The organism is Mediterraneibacter sp. 210702-DFI.5.30, assembly GCF_020560115.1.
GTDB lineage: Bacteria > Bacillota > Clostridia > Lachnospirales > Lachnospiraceae > Mediterraneibacter > Mediterraneibacter faecis.
The window spans coordinates 176628-193814 of record NZ_JAJCME010000001.1 but is presented as its reverse complement, the minus strand read 5'-3'; the positions used below and the strand labels follow the sequence as shown (position 1 = coordinate 193814).

18 protein-coding genes and 2 tRNA genes are annotated in these 17187 nt (G+C 39.5%); 3 read left to right on the top strand and 17 right to left on the bottom strand.

Annotation, left to right across the window (positions count from 1 at the left end; all coding sequences use genetic code 11):
- Positions 1 to 23 precede the first annotated feature (23 nt).
- The 4 genes from LI126_RS00915 to LI126_RS00900 all read right to left on the bottom strand — a co-directional run bounded on the left by LI126_RS00915 (position 24) and on the right by LI126_RS00900 (position 1738).
- Positions 24 to 758, bottom strand: coding sequence for a LytR/AlgR family response regulator transcription factor (locus LI126_RS00915; protein ID WP_227164636.1), 735 nt, complete (start codon positions 756 to 758; stop codon positions 24 to 26).
- A gap of 1 nt (position 759) precedes the next feature.
- On the bottom strand, positions 760 to 927 hold the full coding sequence (locus LI126_RS00910) for a hypothetical protein (RefSeq protein ID WP_227164635.1): 168 nt from the start codon (positions 925 to 927) through the stop codon (positions 760 to 762).
- Between the two features lie 179 nt (positions 928 to 1106).
- Entirely contained in the window at positions 1107 to 1295 is a 189-nt protein-coding gene (locus tag LI126_RS00905) for a helix-turn-helix domain-containing protein (RefSeq protein WP_118563910.1), read from the bottom strand.
- Entirely contained in the window at positions 1292 to 1738 is a 447-nt protein-coding gene (locus LI126_RS00900) for a sigma-70 family RNA polymerase sigma factor (protein ID WP_118563909.1), read from the bottom strand. Before LI126_RS00900 ends, LI126_RS00905 begins: the two co-directional genes overlap by 4 nt.
- Before the next feature lie 395 nt (positions 1739 to 2133).
- Between LI126_RS00900 and LI126_RS00895 the strand changes: the two genes are divergently transcribed.
- The gene (locus LI126_RS00895; protein WP_118331594.1) at positions 2134 to 2484 is read left to right on the top strand and encodes a helix-turn-helix domain-containing protein; all 351 of its coding nucleotides are present in this window, start codon (positions 2134 to 2136) and stop codon (positions 2482 to 2484) included.
- 144 nt (positions 2485 to 2628) lie between these two features.
- Here the strand turns inward: LI126_RS00895 and LI126_RS00890 are convergent, their stop codons facing one another.
- The 10 genes from LI126_RS00890 to LI126_RS00845 form a co-directional block, all read right to left on the bottom strand.
- Positions 2629 to 3009: a stage III sporulation protein AF gene (locus LI126_RS00890; RefSeq protein ID WP_227164634.1), complete on the bottom strand. Its 381-nt coding sequence runs from the start codon at positions 3007 to 3009 to the stop codon at positions 2629 to 2631.
- Positions 3010 to 3024: 15 nt separating this feature from the next.
- The gene (locus tag LI126_RS00885) at positions 3025 to 3945 is read right to left on the bottom strand and encodes a ParM/StbA family protein (RefSeq protein WP_138271367.1); all 921 of its coding nucleotides are present in this window, start codon (positions 3943 to 3945) and stop codon (positions 3025 to 3027) included.
- 190 nt (positions 3946 to 4135) lie between these two features.
- A complete protein-coding gene (locus LI126_RS00880) occupies positions 4136 to 4555 on the bottom strand; it encodes a hypothetical protein (protein WP_118563802.1) in 420 nt (139 codons plus the stop codon).
- A 3-nt stretch (positions 4556 to 4558) separates the two neighbouring features.
- Positions 4559 to 5347: a class B sortase gene (gene srtB, locus LI126_RS00875; RefSeq protein WP_025579116.1), complete on the bottom strand. Its 789-nt coding sequence runs from the start codon at positions 5345 to 5347 to the stop codon at positions 4559 to 4561.
- A 46-nt stretch (positions 5348 to 5393) separates the two neighbouring features.
- Complete coding sequence (locus LI126_RS00870; RefSeq protein ID WP_179976651.1) at positions 5394 to 6575, bottom strand: CHC2 zinc finger domain-containing protein; 1182 nt, start codon at positions 6573 to 6575, stop codon at positions 5394 to 5396.
- A gap of 77 nt (positions 6576 to 6652) precedes the next feature.
- The gene (locus LI126_RS00865) at positions 6653 to 7606 is read right to left on the bottom strand and encodes a hypothetical protein (RefSeq protein WP_173684405.1); all 954 of its coding nucleotides are present in this window, start codon (positions 7604 to 7606) and stop codon (positions 6653 to 6655) included.
- An 89-nt stretch (positions 7607 to 7695) separates the two neighbouring features.
- Complete coding sequence (gene recD2, locus LI126_RS00860; protein ID WP_118563801.1) at positions 7696 to 9939, bottom strand: SF1B family DNA helicase RecD2; 2244 nt, start codon at positions 9937 to 9939, stop codon at positions 7696 to 7698.
- Complete coding sequence (locus LI126_RS00855) at positions 9917 to 10318, bottom strand: DUF7768 domain-containing protein (RefSeq protein WP_227164633.1); 402 nt, start codon at positions 10316 to 10318, stop codon at positions 9917 to 9919. Before LI126_RS00855 ends, recD2 begins: the two co-directional genes overlap by 23 nt.
- Positions 10318 to 11355 (bottom strand): YqaJ viral recombinase family nuclease, encoded by a 1038-nt coding sequence (locus LI126_RS00850; RefSeq protein ID WP_118563800.1) that lies wholly within the window; start codon positions 11353 to 11355, stop codon positions 10318 to 10320. Before LI126_RS00850 ends, LI126_RS00855 begins: the two co-directional genes overlap by 1 nt.
- A gap of 12 nt (positions 11356 to 11367) precedes the next feature.
- On the bottom strand, positions 11368 to 12510 hold the full coding sequence (locus LI126_RS00845; RefSeq protein ID WP_005342227.1) for a hypothetical protein: 1143 nt from the start codon (positions 12508 to 12510) through the stop codon (positions 11368 to 11370).
- Between the two features lie 734 nt (positions 12511 to 13244).
- Here LI126_RS00845 and LI126_RS00840 point away from each other — a divergent pair.
- Both LI126_RS00840 and LI126_RS00835 read left to right on the top strand, forming a co-directional pair.
- The gene (locus LI126_RS00840) at positions 13245 to 13445 is read left to right on the top strand and encodes a helix-turn-helix domain-containing protein (RefSeq protein WP_243148421.1); all 201 of its coding nucleotides are present in this window, start codon (positions 13245 to 13247) and stop codon (positions 13443 to 13445) included.
- Positions 13446 to 13543: 98 nt separating this feature from the next.
- Positions 13544 to 14758, top strand: a complete 1215-nt coding sequence (locus tag LI126_RS00835) for a site-specific integrase (protein ID WP_059085258.1) — start codon at positions 13544 to 13546, stop codon at positions 14756 to 14758.
- A 345-nt stretch (positions 14759 to 15103) separates the two neighbouring features.
- Here LI126_RS00835 and LI126_RS00830 read toward each other — a convergent pair.
- The 3 genes from LI126_RS00830 to ade form a co-directional block, all read right to left on the bottom strand.
- Positions 15104 to 15175, bottom strand: a tRNA-Cys gene (locus LI126_RS00830).
- Positions 15176 to 15211: 36 nt separating this feature from the next.
- Positions 15212 to 15284 (bottom strand) — tRNA-Asn (locus tag LI126_RS00825).
- A 145-nt stretch (positions 15285 to 15429) separates the two neighbouring features.
- On the bottom strand, positions 15430 to 17160 hold the full coding sequence (gene ade, locus LI126_RS00820) for an adenine deaminase (protein ID WP_055157164.1): 1731 nt from the start codon (positions 17158 to 17160) through the stop codon (positions 15430 to 15432).
- Positions 17161 to 17187: the final 27 nt, after the last annotated feature.

Below are 17187 nucleotides of genomic sequence, written 5' to 3'. Positions count from 1 at the left end.
TCGCCATTTTTTTAGTATAAATTTCAATCTGTCCAATTTCCTACATATCTGGCAAGTGCTCTCATAAATTCTTCTTTTTTATATTTGCTTACCGGGATTGCTTTTATCTGCTGGCTTTTACATTTAATAAGTACATTATCATTTTGAATCCCTTCTACATAATCAAAATTTACTATATAGCTATTATGACATCGAAAAAATAGTTTTCTACTCAACCTTTTTTCCAATTCTCCCATTCTTTGATTACTTTGTATATCTCCAGATGTTGTATGCAATATCAATAATTTATTCCTTGTCTGTATATAAATTATATCGGAAATCTGTAGTGTAATCAATCCATCCTGACATTTTAAAAATAGCTTCTCTTCTGCTCGTAATAATTTCTTTTTATACACCTTATCCAATATATTTTCTACTTTTCTATATAATAATGGCTTTGCCAAAAAATCTTCCGCAGCTACTTCAAAACCTTTCCCTGCATTAGAAATCGTATAATAGGATGTACAGAATACAATCGAAACATTTTCATCCATACGTCGTATCCGTTCCGCTGTTTCAAAACCATCTAGCTCCGGCATAGATACATCCAGAAAAATAATATCGAATTTTCCCTTTTGAAAACTTAACAATAGTTGTGATCCACTTCCATAGGAACTGATTTTAACCTCTAGGTGATTTTCTTCTCCGTACCGCTCTAGGTGATTTTCCATTTTTTTATTAAAGCCTATAATATCGTCACACAAACCTATTTTAATCAACCTATTCCCTGCCTTTCTCATGTGTCAATAATCGTTGAACCAGAATGTCTATTGTTAATTTGTTTTCTTCGCAAAGTTTTCGATACTGTTGCAATAATTCCCATTCCCTCCTTGTTATTTCGCCATCCTTGTTTGGCTTCTGCTTCTCAAAATCCGTTTTATTCTCCATGAATACTTCCTCCTTATCTTTTTATAATAGATGTTTCCTATATACCCCGTCCAGTTTTCTTGTATAGATTAGCTTTTTTGTTGCCTACTTGGTAACAAAAAGCATCCCATTTCTTATTTCGCCAGTCTCTTATGAGGAAGAAACGCAGCTCATTATCAAGCTGCGTTCTTCCTGCTCTTTTATTCTACATCTCTAAAATACCGTATGCACTTCAGCAATTCTGCTGTTAATTCTTGGTAAAGGTCCTCATCAAAAATGCCTTCTACCAAAGCATTTTTAATTAAAAGTGGCCGGTACATTTCAAATATTTCCAAAATAGCATCTTTATCCCCTTGCCTTGCCCGGTATAATAATTCTTTAAAATTCATGATTTCTTTCCTCCCATTCTCTTCCTTATTTTCCTAATTGCCCAGTAATAAGCTCCTTTACATCGTTCTTCAGTCATCTGATTCAAGATGCTCATTTCTTTAAATGTATGTTCCTCAAATACATGCTGATAAATAAGCTTCCGTTCTTCTTCCTGCAAAGAAAACATGGCTTCTATAAGGCTTATATCCGTCATTTCGTTCCACTCTGGATATATCCCCTGTGCTTCCTCCATAAGCAGTTGTTCTTTCTGCTCCAATTCCAGCCTTTCCTCTGGAGAAATATCCGCATCTGTATATTCTTTATCTTCCAGATTTTCCTCTGCAAATAATATTTTCTGCTGCTTTTCCAGATACCGAAGTCTTTTTCCCCTTATAGATGCCAGCAAGTAAGCAGTGAAATAATTTCTTGTTTTAGATCCATTATATTTTTGTTCTTCTTTCATTTTCTACCTCCGAAATTTGAAATCAATAAGTTTCCAAATTTCAGAGGTGGAGATCTGCATCTGTGAAGGATATTTTTATTTTGGTAAAAGAAAACGCCGAACCACATTTCTTCTGGCTCGACATCATTCTTATTCCATGCATCATCCTGCACAGTAGCTTTATAGATTAACGCATATACTGCATATAAATAACCCTTTTGGCACCCCTGCAAAAACAAGATTTTTTTGACGAATCATTACACAAATACCTTGTCTTTCCTTGCAGCATGGATGCTCCTCCTTTGTAGGTTCTCCTGCCCCGCAATCCACATTATATTGCGTATCTTCATGCACTATAATGCGTTTCTCTTACTATCAATCTACGATAAAATAAAACAATAAGTGAGGTGATGCGGATGCTGATGGATACCGTCAAGAAAAAATTAGGCTATATGGTAAGAAGTGAACGAGAAAGGCGTGGTCTGTCACAAGCAAAACTTGCAGAACAAGCCGGTGTGTCCACCCGGACCATTTCGGATATTGAAACCTGTAATGGCAATCCGGAACTTGCAACTTTAATCCCAATCGCTCAATTTCTGGATATTTCAATTGATGCAGCTGTTCAGGATGAGCGAAAAGAACCGGACACTACTACCTATCAGATTATGAAAGAACTGCAAAACTGCTCTGAAGACGAGCGGCAAATTGCCCTACGCACCTTGCGTGGGCTTCTTTCTGCATTGAAAGAAAAGGATACACTCAATTAAGCTTTTTTCTGACAATATCTGATTTTTGATTATACGGATGAAATCTGTGAGAAACCTGTGCGGAATCTGTGAGGTTCCTGTGAACTGGCATAAATGTGCAACAAAAAAGAAGCACTCAAAAATCCGATGCTTCTTTTTTATTTTCTATCTATTTCTAAATGCACTCATTGCATCTCTAACGCTTTTGGCCACTTCAGGTGCAAGGACAAATTCAGATATCTTCTGTTTCTCTATTACATCTTCCTCTGTTTCTTCTTCCACTTGAACATTCTCCTGTTTTGAAAAATAATTCTGCATTGCTTTTTCCACTTCTTGCTTTACCAATTCCAACATCATAATCTGCAAAGCTTCTTGGTTCAATACAGCCCCTTTTTCTGTACTGCCGCCATCTATATGAGCAACCACTGCTGATGCAATTAAGTCGGCTTTATCCCTTACGGAATTTAAAATCTCTGCCGCACGTACATGTGTCAGCTTTGTTTTATCAAATCCAAGTGTGAATTTATAGGGATTCTTTTTCTCCACATTTATCACACTCCTCTACATAATCTGAAACAGTCTGTCATATCCTTTGGCATTGGCAGAAATATCCTCAATAAAGGTATATTTCCCCAGACGGTCTGATTGTTCCAGGAAATGGCTCAATAGCTTTGCCCCGCCTCCAATAAATACCGTATATGCTGCTTTGGTATCTATACCTCTTTCTCGAATACTGTTCAGCAGATCTTTTACAAAATCCTGCACCATACCTTCTGTCATACGGACTACAGCCTCTTCATAAAACTCTGTGTTTCCCTGAAGGATACTGTCAATATCACTTTCCTCTAACAAAATATCATATTCACTGTTAATCCCTGAAATAATCTTGTTATACATGGTAATCACGCCTTTTTCCATGGAATCACAGGCTTCCATATCCGGATTACCTTTCCGCATCAGAAGATAGTCTGTAGTAAATCCTCCTATATCAATTCCTACTACTTTGGGAATCTGCTGCAGCTTTTCAATCATAGTCATCATAGCCGCATAGTCCTGCGGAAATGCCATTACCTCTCCAATGGTGATATGATATGTACTACCACAGTAATTGATATCATGGATTTTCCCTTGTCTTTTAAAATATGCTTCATACCGTTCACAAAGTTCTGCATAATGCTTGGGTGGCAGCCCAATCGGAAGATCCACCTGAATGACATCCCCTGGCTGAATTTGAGGGTTTTCCTCCAGCTCTTTTACGATTGCAAATAGAGTAAGGATAAAAAAACGATCATCCTGCGTTTTATCTCTTTGATAAGGAATCCTATTTTCACTCAGCACATAATACTTTCCCTCATAAAACAGGAACTTTTCCCCTCTGGCAGGCTTTTTATCCTGAATGGTAAGCCCTGTCGTAAATACCTGGGAACAGGTTTTCATATTTCTATTGCCATGGTCTACCGCAATCCGAACTTTTTTTATCATAAAATCATCTCTCCTTTTTTCTTTATACTTCTCTTGTACGCAGAGCTTCCGTACAAAGCAACTTTTTTTCAAAAAAATATCCTGTCTGCAGCATTTTGCTACAGACAGATGCTTTCTTCCTATATAATAATTTTTAACATTTATCTTTAAACCACCATATATTTCCAGTCCTCATTCGAATTATTTCTCTTTATAAAAAATTAATCTGTTCTGCCTTTTGAGGCAAAATCTTTTTAAACAGTTCCATATAGCGTTCGTATCCGGCTGTAATCAATGGACCACGAAGTGATGTTTCTGACCAAAGTAGCAGTTCTTCTTCCTCTGAATAATACGGAATATTACTAACTGTAAATTTCCCGCCAAAATAATGGGGTGTACTGACTTTCAAAAAATCCTGCATATCCTGCTTTGTCGATACCAGTGGCAAACCTTCCATTTTTCGCACAAAAAAAGCCTCTACCACATCGGGTAAGAAGCCTTTCTTTAAATAGGCATTTGCTCTGACAAATATTTGGGTTAAACACTCCAGCCGTACTTCTCTTTCTTTTTCACTGCAAGTTGTATCCAACACAACCTCTGCCAATGCCTTTGCGTATTCAAAATCTAACATCTGTTATTCCTCCATCTTTATTTTCTGTTTCAGTTTTCCATGTACTAAATAGCGATAATCCTTTCGGGTATTTACACAAGTTGATAAGGTTACTACCTGATCCTCCTTGGTAACTGTCGTCCCTGTGTTATACTCAGCACTTCTTTGTAGTGTTTCCAGAAAAACTTCATAGTCCTCAGAAGTAGGAAAATCATAAGTATATGCTGGATAATCCGTTGGTGCTGCATAACAGGAAAAAATCTGATACTCATAAATATATCCTGGCACATACATATAAAAACAAGGATAGTTTCGATAAAGTGCCTGTGACTGATACTGATCCAGGGTTCCAAACATGCTCCCATCCTTCATATTATGCCCATAGATAATGGTATTTCTGTCTGATAAATCCTCCTGGTTGTGAAAGTCCATAAAAATACTGCCACTTTTATGATTTTCTCCCGTAATCAGGTGATGCAGATAATAGTCATTATCCCTCCCCTGGACTACCGGATAACTAATTTCCAAACCAGGAATCTCAATCCATGCAATGACATCTGGATTGATTTCTTCCAGCTTGTTAAAATCCACCTGTAGGACTCCCTGCTCTGCGACCTCCTCTGGTGTTTCCCCTGGAACCGCTTCTGGTGACAGGTCTTGATCCTCTATCTTTTGTGTAAACCCTTCCATCTGCTCATAGACTTTTTGACTTTCCTGATAATTCAAATAAATTTGCAGTATCCTTCCTCCTGCAAATAAAAAAACAGCAATGGCTACAAGCATAAATATACCGTAAATTTTCTTTCGTTTCATCGAATCCTCCTCTTCCATAAGACCGGACAACTTGCCCGGTCCATATTCACCCTGTATTTTTCAATACATAGTAATAATCATCAATTCCTTTGATCTGTCCATTCCACTCACCATAAGGATCCATGTCCCAAACCATACGGCTCATGGAAATAGACAATCCACTACAGATTTCATACACCTTTCTACAAGCGTTCTGTAGAATCTGCCGTTTCTGCATCTTATGCGGACAATAAAAAGTGGCTGATTTACGTTGACAGGCATCACATTTTTCGGAATCCCCGTCACAATATACCTTCATTTTTTTATCCATATCATACGCTTCATATAGGTGCTGCAGATGCCTGCTTTTCAACATTTCCAAAACTGGCTTTAAATTTCTGTATTGATTCACACCTGCAACACAAATGAACGTATCCCCTGATAAATAGTGAGCTATCGTGCCTTTTAATGCGCCTTCTGTTAAATAGATCTGTTCTGCGTCCAGGTTTCCTATGACATGTACCGGACTTCCTGATGATACTCCATTTTTAAATTTCACACTGGAAAGCCAGATATACTTCCGTCCCTCCATTACCTGATCCAACCGAATCTGAAATCCTTGTATTTTTCCTTCCGGGGATTGAATTGGTATTAAAATCCCGGAATTTTTAGAACTAAAATTAATTGTCCATTTCCCATCTTGATCTTCATAAAATCCAGGCACACCTTTTACTGTCTGTCCGGATTCCAACAGTTTCTGTACCATATTTTTAATTCCAAACAACGGTACACTACGATACCTCTGTATCTCGATCTGTTCTTCCGTCAGCCCTCTTTTTTTAAGATCCTCCTGGTGTTTATCATTTAATGTCAATAAGGACAACATCTCCTGATATGTTCGGTCAATGACATCTGCATCTGCCAACTCGGCATTAAAAATTACTACAGGCTCTTTTTTAGGAGCTACCTGATAATTTGTTCTGTACTCTCCCTTTCCCAGAGCTTCCCGGATTTGCCGATTTGCCTCTGCGCTGGAAACACCATGCAGTCTTCCGTATAATTCCAGCATTCCGCCGGAAGCATCACACCGATTACACCGAAACACATTTTTCTGAAGATTAACATTCATTTTTCCTTTTGTTTCTCCACAAAATGGACAATTCACATCCATCGATGAAGAATTCTTATGCCGTACTCTAAGCTGCAGTAAATGTACAACATCTGTGATATCGTAGTTAAAGCCTGACATATCATACACTCTATGGCTCCTCCTTTCTTCCACAGCCAATAAAGGCTGTGGAAAGAATGATGATCACCGGCTATTTGTTATGCTTTTGCAAGAATTACTCTGGCTGCTGCCGGTATAAAATGGTTCTGTCCATGATACTGCTCTGCGAACCATTGCAAGCTGGAAGGACTTTCCATCGCAACCTGCCCCATAGTTTTTCCGCTAAATTTTCCTTTTCCTGTTATGGCAACTTGGATTGCCTGCTCATAGCTCATCCATTTCACCAGTTCTTCCACCGGCATATTGGGAGCCAGAGATTGCGGCTTAGATGGCATCTGCTGCTGGTGAGGTATCTGCTGCATAGTTGGTGCAACACCACCACTTGCCGAACTCATTACCGGATTAGTCATCTGTCCACTCCCCGTTGCCCTGCTAATTGTATTTCCATTCGCTTGTGCTTCCTGGTAAAACTGCTCCATCATCTGCTGTCCTGGCATTGCTTGCGTCTGAAATGCTGGCATCGCCCCTGCCGGCTGATTCGGTGTCTGTTGCATTGCAGGTGCCGGATTTTGTGCCGGCATCGCAGCCTGCATCGAAGTTCCCTGGTTTACAGGAATTCCTGCATCTACCTGCATGGGATCATTACCTTCCCCTACATCAGCAAATTGCAGACCATATCCCGCATCTGCCAAAGCTCGCCCAATCGCTGCTGTTTCTGCCATTTCAAGAAATTTATCTCCAAACTGTGTATCTGTTGTACGAAATTTCTGCGAAAAGGAATTGGCAATATAATTATTCTCCTGATCACACTTATCCAGATAAATCCTGGCTTCTACAACTGCCATATTTTCTGTAAAATGAACAATCCGGCTGATAATCTTGCCTGTAGGATTTACCAGACGGAACCACAGCTTCCGATATTTCACATCCAGATACCGTTGTTCCTCCTGCCCTTCATTAGAAATAACTCTGGCAAGTTCCAGAGGATAAAATCCTTCCACTTTATTCAGTTCTTCTACTGCTTTTGACTTGTTATATAATAATTCGCTCATTGCCTGCTCCTTTCTTTGGAACCGGCAGGACATCCCTTTATAAAGTAATAACCTGCCAATTCTCAACATTGAACTATTTTGCTATTTTTTTACACAGCCCGGTTGCAAATTGTTGTCGGGATCTGTCTATTACTCTGTGGTTGATACCGTTCACAATACTGTTGTATTTTTGCCGCCAGCATCGTCTTTCTGGTACCTGTATCATCTGTATGAATTGCCTGACAAACGGCTTTCCATTCCCCAACAATATAAACGCGCAGCTTCGCCCTGGTAATCCCTGTATAAAAAATATTCCGCTTCAACATGGGATAAAAAGCTTTTAGCCACGGAATGATAACCACCTGGCACTCACTTCCCTGGCTTTTGTGTATGGTTATGGCATTTGCATGTTCCATCATCTCCACCTGCTCTGCCTCATACTTCACCCTGCGTCCGTCTGTAAATACGATTTGAACTATTGGGTTGTTATCCTCATCCTCAGAAATCTGTACCAAAGTACCTAAATCTCCATTACTGGCAACTTCTGTATTTTTGTTTTGAAGGATTCGGTCACCTTCTCGGAATATCTCACCTCCAAGATGAAGCTCTTGTTTCCCGGATACAGGAGGATTTACATCATCCTGCAGACTGCGGTTCAGTTCCAAGACACCGGCTGCACTTCGCACTTTGTATGGAGAAAGTATCTGTACCTGCTCCATACCATACACCTGAATTTCCTTGAGATAAATATTCTTAACAATTTGTGCTGCTGCATCTGCTCCTGAACATTCAATCATCTGGAAATCATCTCCCCATTGCAGATTTGTTTTTCCTTCGTTGATAAGCTGGGCATTTATGGGGATATTGCTGTCCTTCCCCTGACGATAGACCAGATTTAAAACAGTAACCGGTATTTTCCCACACAAAATAAGCTGACGGAACACATCTCCTGCTCCTACAGAAGGAAGCTGGTGGACATCTCCGACCAAAAGCACTCTGGCTCCTGCTTTTACCTTGTAAAAAAATTCATAGGCAAGGTGCATATCTACCATAGATACCTCATCCACATTAATAAAATCTGCGGACAATTCATCTATAAGTGCTTCATAATCTCCGTCACCAAAAAGCCCCAGTGCCATGTGCATCGTAGTTGCATCCCCACTTCCGGTACTCTCTGCCATTCGCCTTGCGGCACGACCAGTTGGTGCCATCAGTTGGACTTTATTCCCGCATTTTTTCTGATAGATATACAAAATGACCTTTAAAACCGTTGTTTTACCGGTTCCAGGTCCTCCAGTAATAATGCTGATCGGGTTTGCAAAAACCATACGTACTGCTTCTTTCTGCTGTTCGGATAATGTTATGTTTAAATCTTTCTGTGCTTCCTCCAGTTCCTTTTCAATCGTAAGAACTGGAATTCGCTCATACAATTTTCTTGCAATCATAGAAGCAGTGTCTTCTTCTTCCTGATACTGTTTGGTAATGTAAATCCTATTTTCTTCTACCACGATACTGTCTTGCATAACCAGACGATAGATCACTTTTAAAATTTCTGTTTCTGTCACCGGCTGAAGATCCGGTTCTTTATTTAGAACTTTCAAGGCATCTTTTACCAGAATTTCCTGCTCCAGATACAAATGTCCGTTTTGCTTCATGGCTTCCCGCAACACATAACTGACACAGCCGGAAATGCGCATAGGATCATTCGTTGCAGCACAACACTGCCTTGCAATGGCATCCACAGTGAGAAAACCAAACCCCTTAACAGCACAAAGGATATAAGGCTGCTTCCGAATGATTTCTACGGATTGATCCCGAAACTTCTGAAGAATCATATTTGCTTTTTTAGGAGTAACATGAAATGGTGATAAAAAGGTCATCAATTCCCGGAATACTTTATTTTTTCCAAAGGAATCCACAATACGGTCCAGTTTTTGCTGAGATATCCCCTGAATTTTTAATAATTCCTGTGGATATTTTTCCATCACCTCTAAGGTATCCAGACCAAAACGATTGACAATCCTTTCTGCCGTTTTGGGACCAATTCCTTTTAAAGAACCACAAGAAAGGTATCCTAAGATACCTTCCCTTGTTCTAGGTACAACCTCTAAAAAAGTTTCCACCTTGTATTGTGTCCCATAGGAACTTGTTTCCCACTCGCCTTCCATCTCAATTTCGATCTCATCCGTAAGCGGAAGGTCATATCCTTTGGCAGTAAACGCAATGATTTTTTTCTCTGCCCAAAACTTATCCCTGGCAGAAAGAGGAACTTCCTGATTCAGTGTGGAAAATAATGCAACCGTATATCCGTTTTCCTCATTTTGAAAAATCTTACGTATATATTTGCACCTCATCGTCTATGTCCCTCCAGTTCTCTACTTTCATCAATTCCCCTGGTTTCATCTTGGAGTCATACCAATAAATATCCTTTCCTTTTACAAATGCTGTCTGAATCTCGCTTCTCATTCCCTCGCTGATATGTGAACCACAAATGATCAATACTTCACATAAATCCAACATCAAAACTACAATCTGCATTGCAGTTTCCCGTTCTTCCGGGATACGGTCATCTAACATTAATGGAAGATGAGCATGTGAAGCAAAAGTACGGCAATGATACAGCCTTTTCATCTGCATGAGATAGTATTTTGCCAGTTCCATATTATGCTGCACTCCCTCTGGATTCGGGGCAGACAGCGGAGAACAGATATATGCCTTTTTTCCTTGTAACATTATGCAACCTCCTTTTTAATCCGGAAAATCCTGCTTTCTGTAGTGCTTGTGTATTCTTCGTAGATATCCGGATGCTGATTTTTCAGTTTCTCCATATTTTCTTTTCCAATCTGGGTGCGTATCGTAGGATTATAAGTAATCCGGTAACGGAAACTCCCATCCTCGATCACTGCCTTACACCCTTGTCCAAGAAGCTCGACAAACGGTACGCTCAATGCACGTTGTTCCGCTTCAATCTCCTTTTTTCTTTTTTCCAATTGGGATTTTTCTTCAGATAATTTAAGATATTTTTCAAGACTGCGTGATTCCAAGCTAGATATGCTGATTTCAGGAATTGATTTGTCTGCGTAACCCTTATATTTCCGGATACTAGACAAAATGAGATCTGGCTTCCCGGAATACGGTGGTTCTATTTTCTTCTCCACATATTCTTCCCAGAAGTATTTCTCCTGTTCAATAAGTTCTTCTTCCTCCATTCTATCCCGTTCCAGACACCGATAAACAAATTCATTTTCATTGTTTCCATAAAGGCAGGCAATATATGCTTTATTCATATTCATGACTGCAAGATAATGACGAACCTGCAAAACATAGTTTTCAGGAATCCCATCATCTGCCCATTTGTCTTTTGCATTGTAATTGCAGGTCTTACATTCCAAAATTCCAATGCTTCCATCTGGGAAACGGATAAAGTAATCCACATCCGCCAACATAAACGGATATAGCGGATGCCGGAACATTTTTCGTACAGGGAAAACTTCAAGCCCCGTCTTCTTTGCAAAAATCATGGCAACCAAATCTTCCAGGCGGTGTCCCACTTCTTTCGCTACCCAGTTTTCTTCCTCTTCTTCGATTACTGGCGTAACACCAATTTTATCAAAATACAAATCCCTGATTGTCGCAAATGGGGATACACCCATGATTGCCGCTGCATCGCTTCCGCCAATACCAAGACGCCGGTAATCCAACCAATCTTCTCGGCTCAAATCTGCTGTATCTACAAGAACTTCCGGCTGATAATTTAATGCTGTATTCATCTCATTTCCTCCTTATAATTTAATCGTTCCATATACATCAAACCCTTTCCAGTCAAAGGCCAGTGTTTTTGCAATATCTTCTTCCAATTTTAAAATCCGTGGTGCAGAAAATCCTTCACAAGCAGCAAAGAATGCAGCTTCGTGCATGGCAAAATAAAGATCATGAGCTGTGCATGGTTCTTCCCCATATTGTCCCACAAAAAGATCTACTACTTCATTTCGGATTTTCTGATTGATTTTGAGTTCCTTCATAATCAGATGCAGACAGTTTACAGGGTTTTGGATATCTATATCCATCAAACCAACAATTCCTTTAACTGCTTCCTGATAACGGGAAAAAATTTTATCCAGATTATTCCGGAAATCCTGTAAGGTCGCCCCTCTATCATGTGACAGTTTGATAGGACTGCCCAGGTTAATGACACGGTTACTGGTTTGTGAGAGCATCATGGGATACAGATTCACACCACTTACTGCTACATCAGAAGTAGTCAGGCGCAGTGCAGGAGCAAGGCTCTTATCCTCAATTCCATGATCCTCCAAAGCCTGGTGATAAGTATCCAAAAGTTCCTGATTTCCCCCTAAAGTCCACATAGCAGACACAATGGAATGGTCAAAACTTCCAGAACCCTCCAGATACGTACTTCCCTTAAAATGTGCTTTCAGATAATCACTTGTCATATTGAAGATTGTCTGCATATCCAGTACACAGTAATCATGATCATCACCGCCATGTACTGCAGATACTTTTCCATCTGCCACCTTGATTAAGGCATCTCCTTTCGCTACCTGAAGACAGTAGTTTACTACCTTTGCATAAGTAGCTTTCTCCAGTTTCTTTAATCCTGTTCCATTAATGCCGGCTCTTTTCAGAATTGTATGGATAGCACAGTCACGAACCGGATAAAAATCCTTGTTCACTTTTAATACCAACTGGGTATTCTTTTCTGTATCCTCTACTATTCCTTCCAGTTCTTTTTCACAGGCTTCTTCAATGGTTTCTGCCTCCTTTTCCAATGGAACCAGTTTTAGCATCCTGGTAGGCTTACGAATCCACTTGGACTGCTTTGCCCTCTCAGCCAGAAATTCCAGCATCTCCGTTGTACTTGCAAATGTAGTGCAAAACTCATCTGCATAAATCTTTGTTTCTTTCATGTGTGTACCACCTTTCTTAAATTTATTTATCCATAAACAGCCAAAGCTGATTGTGGCAATCCTGCCTTTCATTAGGGCATAAAAAAAGAATGAAAAGTGAAGTATTCCTTCGCTATCCATTCTCATATCCCTGATAATATTACCGAAAAAACAAAAGTGCCGCTATTGCCCCATAAGGACAGATAGTGACACTTTGTACAATCATAAACAACTTATGCGGAATAAGCAGCCTTACTGCTCTCCTTGAGTCTTCGGATTTATACAAATCCAAAACTCCCCCTATGGGTACGCATAAAATTAACTATAGCAGTATAGTAGCACATGATATAGTATATGTCAATCTTCATGCACAATATATTGTATGTTTTTAAATACTATGCTTTGCATATATGACTTCAATTAGAATATTGAAATATCACGTATCCCATCTCTCTTTTTTCAAGTTTATAGAAAAATTTTTAATAAAAAGTACATAATCTGTTCAATCTGAAAAAATCTCAGTTAATTACTTAATGAAATTGTTAAGACAAAACCAAGTCTTACGCTATTGTACCTTGATAATTTTATACCTTATCAGGAAATGTATATAGGTGCTGCAGATAGTGTCGCATAAATGCACGCCTGCAGCTTGATGATTACATAGTAACACCTCATACGTGCATGAAACATGGCATAGGAAACGGTTTCCTGATATGTCTACCCTTTCATTAATCTAATTTATAGAGGTGATTATATTGAGTGAAACAGACAATCTCTTTAAAGCATACTCCGTTCAGGAGATAGCATCCATGCTCGGCATTGGAAAAACAAAAACCAGGGAACTTCTTGACAGTGGAATTCTTCCCGTTACAAAAGTTGGGCGGCAATATTTTACTTCGCCAGCTTCTATTCAGGAGTTTCTCAAGAAAAACATAGGAAAGCAAATATTCTTTTAGGCCCTTTAGAAAGTTATTGTCAATCAGGCTTGGCTATATTAAAATAGACCTTATACCTGATTTGGCATGAATATCTCATTAAAGAAAGGGAACTATTCATGGCGAGAACAACGAAAGGTACACAACAAAAAAGAAGATCCAAAGGGGATGGATCACTATTTCCAAATAAGAGAGGAGGATGGACTGCCCGATATAGAAAAAAAGGGCTACCGGACAAGGAGTTTAATGCTCCTACCAAAGGAGAAGCGAAAGCATTATTAGATGACTGGAAGATAAAAGTCGCAATACAAGACGCAATTACTTCAAACATCAAAGTACAGGACTATGCGAACAAATACTTATTCCGCAAAAGTCTCATGGTTGAAGCTGGCAAATTCAAACAAACCAGTCTGGATCGATTAGAAAAAACATACGAAAATCATTTAAAAGATACGGATGCTTTTAGCAAAACATTTTCTAATCTGACTGCTGATGATATTACAGCAACGATTAATGCCAAAAAGGAAATCCTGAGTTATTCATCATTAAAGAAAATTTACTTATTTTGGTCTGCAATGATTAAAACAGCAATTTCTCTCGGCGAACTGCCAAAAAACTTTTCTGATATTTTAAATCGGGTGATAATGCCGGAAGAATCCGTTCTTCCTGTAGAAACAAAGGAAATCTCAATCATCCCACCAGAACATGAGCAGATCATAAAAGAAATTGCAATGGAACCCAGTCCAAATAAAAACGAACGCTATTTGTATAGATATGGTCCTGCCATTGTATTCCTTTTAAACACAGGTTTACGTGGTGGTGAATTGCTTGCATTAGGTCAATCTTCTATCGTGCCCTTTTTAGGACGGCGTGGCATTAAAATCACACATACGCTTAGCAGGGTTAAAAACAGAGAGGCCGGTTCCAAAAAAAAGACTAAAATGATTTTGACTCCTCCAAAATACCCAAATAGTTTACGGACTATTCCATTAAACAAGGAAGCTGAATTTTCACTATCATGTATGATGGAGCTATACGATAAAAATCGGGTTTTTCCAGATTTGATATTATCTACGCAAAATGGTGTCAGCCCTACAATCCAAAATTTAGCCAATACGCTAAAGAAAATTTGTAAGCGTGCTGAGATTCCAGAATATAATCTTCATGCACTACGGCACACTTTTGCAACAAATCTGATCCGGCAGACTCACAATATGGGAGAAATAAAGGAAGCTGCTGAAATCATTGGCGATAACTATGAGGTGATCATGCGTACTTATGTTCATACAGACAGTGAACGTAAGGTAAGTTTAATTGATGCTATGATTGCATAAATCATCCGCTTAACAGAGGTAATGGTTGTCTACAGTATGATGGCACAGGCTGTAACAACCAAAATTCTGCCACCTTATCGTCCACCTTACGAAACGATTTTACTTGATTTTATAAGGTTTTTAACGGTTTTTGGCGGACATATCTATAAATATTAAAGCATGAAAACTTATATTTTAGAATTAATTTTTTAAAAAAGGGAATTGGATTATGGAAAAATGGACTTGTAGAAAAAATTGTGAACTTTTTCTTTCCTATAATTTTGCCACCTTATTTTTTTAGACAGAATTATAGGATTTTGAAAAAAGAAAAAGCCTCGAAAACCTTGATTTTCTGGGCTTTTTAAGAGGCGCAGACCGGATTTGAACCGGTGAATACTGGTGTTGCAGACCATTGCCTTACCACTTGGCTACTGCGCCGTATTTAGTTATTTTGCACAATTATTTGGTTTGTAGCTCCCCCTGTTGGACTCGAACCAACGACACTGCGGTTAACAGCCGCATGCTCTACCGACTGAGCTAAGGAGGAATAGATATATTATTTGACTCCTTAGTTTGTGGTGTTGCAGACCCACGCCTTACCGCTTGGCTACTGCGCCGTATTTATTTAACTATTAAAGTATAGCAAAATACGTGCAGTACGTCAATGGTGTTTTCTTTGATTTTTAACTTCATTATTCAACTTCTACAGGAATGAATGAAAATGTTGTCACATCAAACAATCCCATATCTGTCAGCTTAATCTCCGGAATTACTGCAAGTGACATAAAGCACAGTGTCATTACCGGCTCCACATCTCCACAGATTCCAAGTTCTTCATATGCTTTCTCGTGAATATCTGTCAGTTTCTGATCTACCCACTCACCACTCTGATCACTCATTAGTCCGGCAATCGGCATTGGCATGCTCTCGATCACTTTTCCTTCCTTCACAAGAACAATACCACCTTCCTGCTCGATCAGACTGTTCACGGCAAATTCCATCTCTTCATCATTAACTCCAACAACAATGATGTTATGAGAATCGTGAGCCACTGAAAGTGCTACAGCACCTTCTTTGATTCCGTATCCTTTCAGGAATCCACAAGCTACATTTCCTGTTCCCTGATGACGCTCAACAACAGCTACTTTTACAAGATCAACTCCTGGATTTCTTACGAACTCTCCATTTGCATCCAACTCAATCTCTGCTGTATCTTTCGCTGTTACAACTCCACCCGGAAGAATCTTGATTACATTTACTTTGTTTGATTTCAAATTCATTTTAAATTTCTCTTTGGAGAAATCTTTTACAATCACACTTCCCTTAACAGAAGAGATATCACATTTTTTGATCTCTGGCAGATATTTTCCTTCTTCTGCCACCAGCGTACCTTCTACAAATACACGGTTTACATGGAAATCTTTCAGATCATCCAGAAGAACAACATCCCCACGGTATCCCGGTGCAATTGCTCCTCTGTCTTTCAGGTCAAAGCATTCTGCTGCGTTAAGTGTTGCCATACGAATTGCTGTCACAGGATCAAGACCTTCCTCTACACAGATACGCAGATGATTATCAAGATGTCCTTCGTGAAGGATTGTCTTCGGCTGACGGTCATCAGAACAGAGCAGGCATCTTCTGCTGTTCTCTGCTGTCATTCCCTTGATCAGTGTGCGAAGATTGTGACATGCAGAACCCTGGCGGAGAAGAATGTACATTCCTCTTTCCAGACGGTCATTCATCTCTTCTACTGTAGAACATTCATGATCTGCTGCGATTCTTGCAGCGGCATATGCATTCAGCTCTTTTCCTGTGATTCCAGGTCCATGTCCATCAATAAATTTTCCTTCCTGTTTTGCTACAATGATCTTATCCAGATCACTGTCTGCCGCATTGATCACGCCCGGGAAATTCATGAATTCACCAAGTCCAGCAATTCCTTCTCTTGTGATCGGCTCTTTCATTGCTTCTGCATCGATCACCGCACCTGAATGCTCGAATGGTGTAGCCGGTACACAGGATGGCAGCTCATATTTCACATCAAGCACTGTGTTCTCAGCTGCTTTCATCATATAGTCCAGACCAGCGATTCCACATACATTTACGATCTCATGTGGGTCTGCCATAATTGTTGTTCCTCCATGTGGAACTAACAGGCGTCCAATCTCTTCAGGACTTACATAAGAAGATTCAATATGGATGTGGCTGTCGATAAATCCTGGCGCTGCATATCTTCCTTCTGCATCAATCACTTTCACGCCTTCATACTCACCGATACCTGCAATCTGATTACCTGAAAATGCAATGTCTCCTTCCTGGATCTTTCCTGAAAATACGTTTACAATCTTACAATTTTTAATCACCAGATCTGCCGGAATTCTTCCTGCAGCTGTATCAATAAGTTTCTTTAATTCCACCTTCATTGTTGCTACGTCTTTCACGTCAGAAGT

Excerpts from the sequence above, each read along its gene's own strand:
- LI126_RS00910 (WP_227164635.1), bottom strand. The coding sequence starts at position 927 with ATGGAGAATAAAACGGATTTTGAGAAGCAGAAGCCAAACAAGGATGGC.
- LI126_RS00905 (WP_118563910.1), bottom strand. The coding sequence starts at position 1,295 with ATGAATTTTAAAGAATTATTATACCGGGCAAGGCAAGGGGATAAAGAT.
- LI126_RS00900 (WP_118563909.1), bottom strand. The coding sequence starts at position 1,738 with ATGAAAGAAGAACAAAAATATAATGGATCTAAAACAAGAAATTATTTC.
- LI126_RS00895 (WP_118331594.1), top strand. The coding sequence starts at position 2,134 with ATGCTGATGGATACCGTCAAGAAAAAATTAGGCTATATGGTAAGAAGT.
- LI126_RS00885 (WP_138271367.1), bottom strand. The coding sequence starts at position 3,945 with ATGATAAAAAAAGTTCGGATTGCGGTAGACCATGGCAATAGAAATATG.
- LI126_RS00880 (WP_118563802.1), bottom strand. The coding sequence starts at position 4,555 with ATGTTAGATTTTGAATACGCAAAGGCATTGGCAGAGGTTGTGTTGGAT.
- srtB (WP_025579116.1), bottom strand. The coding sequence starts at position 5,347 with ATGAAACGAAAGAAAATTTACGGTATATTTATGCTTGTAGCCATTGCT.
- LI126_RS00870 (WP_179976651.1), bottom strand. The coding sequence starts at position 6,575 with ATGTCAGGCTTTAACTACGATATCACAGATGTTGTACATTTACTGCAG.
- LI126_RS00865 (WP_173684405.1), bottom strand. The coding sequence starts at position 7,606 with ATGAGCGAATTATTATATAACAAGTCAAAAGCAGTAGAAGAACTGAAT.
- recD2 (WP_118563801.1), bottom strand. The coding sequence starts at position 9,939 with ATGAGGTGCAAATATATACGTAAGATTTTTCAAAATGAGGAAAACGGA.
- LI126_RS00855 (WP_227164633.1), bottom strand. The coding sequence starts at position 10,318 with ATGTTACAAGGAAAAAAGGCATATATCTGTTCTCCGCTGTCTGCCCCG.
- LI126_RS00850 (WP_118563800.1), bottom strand. The coding sequence starts at position 11,355 with ATGAATACAGCATTAAATTATCAGCCGGAAGTTCTTGTAGATACAGCA.
- LI126_RS00845 (WP_005342227.1), bottom strand. The coding sequence starts at position 12,510 with ATGAAAGAAACAAAGATTTATGCAGATGAGTTTTGCACTACATTTGCA.
- LI126_RS00835 (WP_059085258.1), top strand. The coding sequence starts at position 13,544 with ATGGCGAGAACAACGAAAGGTACACAACAAAAAAGAAGATCCAAAGGG.
- ade (WP_055157164.1), bottom strand. The coding sequence starts at position 17,160 with ATGAAGGTGGAATTAAAGAAACTTATTGATACAGCTGCAGGAAGAATT.